Genomic DNA, 1,940 nt, shown 5'->3' with positions numbered 1-1,940 from the left:
CGTTCATGACCGAGTCGATGCGCATGCCGGCGCCGTACGCGAAATTCAGGTTCAGCTTGGCGTACTGGTTCGGCTTCACCAGGAAGTCGGCGGGAAGCCGGAAGGAGATGTGCCGGGGACTGGGGTTGAACCCGGCGAAGGTATGGCTGCCGAAGTTCAGCATCTTCAGGGTGTAGACCTTGTCGGTGGTCAGGACCTGGCGCCCGCCGTACTGGGAGATGTCGGGCAGCTTGAACTCCCGCACGAGCATGTCGTCGCTCCCCGGGAAGGGCAGGCTCAGGTGGGCCAGCGTCTTGGACGCCAGCTTGATCTCCTCCGCGTTTTTCCCGGACACGACCAGCAGCGCGTACCCCGGGTCCGTCCCGCCGCTGAGCAGGGGCAGGGGGAGGATCTTCAGGTACGGGCCGGTCACGGTCAGGGTTACGCCCCGCTGCCGCAGGAACGACTCGACGTACTGCTTGTCGGCGATCAGGACGTTGTCCCTGCCCGGCACGAGCTCCTGCGAAACGGAGAACAGGGCCTTCCGGTAGTCGAACTTTCTGGCGATGCCCGCCGCCGCGATGGCGGCCATGGTGGCGTTGTCGGACGTGAGCGGGCCGGTGACCATGTGCACATCGCCCTGCGGCATGATCTTCGGGTCGAACAGAAAATCGGAGAGCGCCGACAGCCGCGGGGGGACCGGCTTCAGGTCGTAGCTGAGCTCGAGGGTGGAGTCATGGAGGTTGACCGTGGTCCAGAGGTTAGGCGCGCAGACCTGCCCGCACTCCGCCGCGTAGTGCTGCACGGCCGTGATGAGGAGCGTGTTGTAGCCGGGCTTCAGGAGCGCCGGCGGCGCCTCTATCCGCTTCCTGCCTGCCGGGGCCTTCCGGTCGAGCCGGATTTGGGCGAGCGGGCTGCCGTTCATGGCGACGATCAGGTGGGACCGGTCGCTGATAAGGCTGGCGGAGTTTATGTAGTCCAGCGTCAGGACGGCCCTGGTCACCTTCCAGCGCTCCGGGACCGGGACCGCGATCTCGTACTGGTCCTGGGTGCACCGGAGGTCGACGGAGGCGACCGGAGCAAGCTTAGAGAGGGGGACCTTGTACTCCCCGGCGTAGCCGGTCGCGGCAAAGCATACAATGAGGATCGCATTGAACAGGAAGTTATTCATGGCAGGGATTCGCTCCTTTTCAAACGGGCGTGATATGCCTGCAGCCGCGGGGCAAGAGCGCGCAGGGCGTTTCCCGCGGCGGGAAGCGCCGCCTTCGCGAGGTAGAGTATCCGCTCGTAGCTGCCTCGCACCCCCCGCTGCAGGAAATGGTACATGTCGCGGGCGGTGAAGCGGAGCGAATGGACCGGGCGGAACCGGTCCGCCAGGATCTCGGCCCAGCGTCGGCTGTCGCCGTACACGAAGTTCACGATGCCCGGGTAGGTGGCATCGTTCAGCACGAACTCAATGCCCATGAAGGTCCGGCCGTCGTGCTCCCGGCTGGACCGGACGCGCGCATGGAGCGCGTGCCGGACGCCGTAGCTGTCGGTCGCCTCCACCTGCACCTCCCCGCCGTGGAGCGAAGGGAACAGGCCGTCCAACTCCACGCCGATGCCGGTCAGGGACAGATCGTGGAAGGCGGCGGAGAGGGGGGGCGCCCCGCCCGCGAAGCGCAGATCCACGATCCCCTTCGCGCGTACGCGGTGGTGCTGGCGGAGTTGCTGCCGCTCCCAGAAGGCGCCGAGCGTGATGATCCCCAGGATCGTGTTGTAGAGGCACCACGCGAAGGCGATGAGGATGACGTCCCGGAAGAGCGGGTAGGCGGCCCACTTGACCACGGCGAACCCGATGCCGACGAGGTTCAGCAGGCAGATCATGAAGAAGACCGTGGCCATGGGGTTCAGGAACTCGTGGTCCACCGTCTTGCCCTTCGGCGTTATCTTGAAGGCGGGCTTCCGCGGGTTGAGCATCG

2 protein-coding genes are annotated in these 1,940 nt (G+C 66.0%); both read right to left on the bottom strand.

Annotation, left to right across the window (positions count from 1 at the left end):
• Positions 1-1,150, bottom strand: a 1,150-nt coding sequence (locus Q8K99_03010; protein ID MDP2181522.1) for a cellulose biosynthesis cyclic di-GMP-binding regulatory protein BcsB, incomplete at its 3' end; no start/stop codon positions are given.
• Positions 1,147-1,940 (bottom strand): PilZ domain-containing protein (locus tag Q8K99_03005; protein ID MDP2181521.1); only part of this gene is annotated, 794 nt, incomplete at its 5' end. The genes Q8K99_03005 and Q8K99_03010, both read right to left, overlap by 4 nt.

This window comes from Actinomycetota bacterium, from assembly GCA_030682655.1.
Classification (GTDB): domain Bacteria; phylum Actinomycetota; class Coriobacteriia; order Anaerosomatales; family JAUXNU01; genus JAUXNU01.
This window is presented reverse-complemented; position numbering and strand designations above follow the sequence as displayed.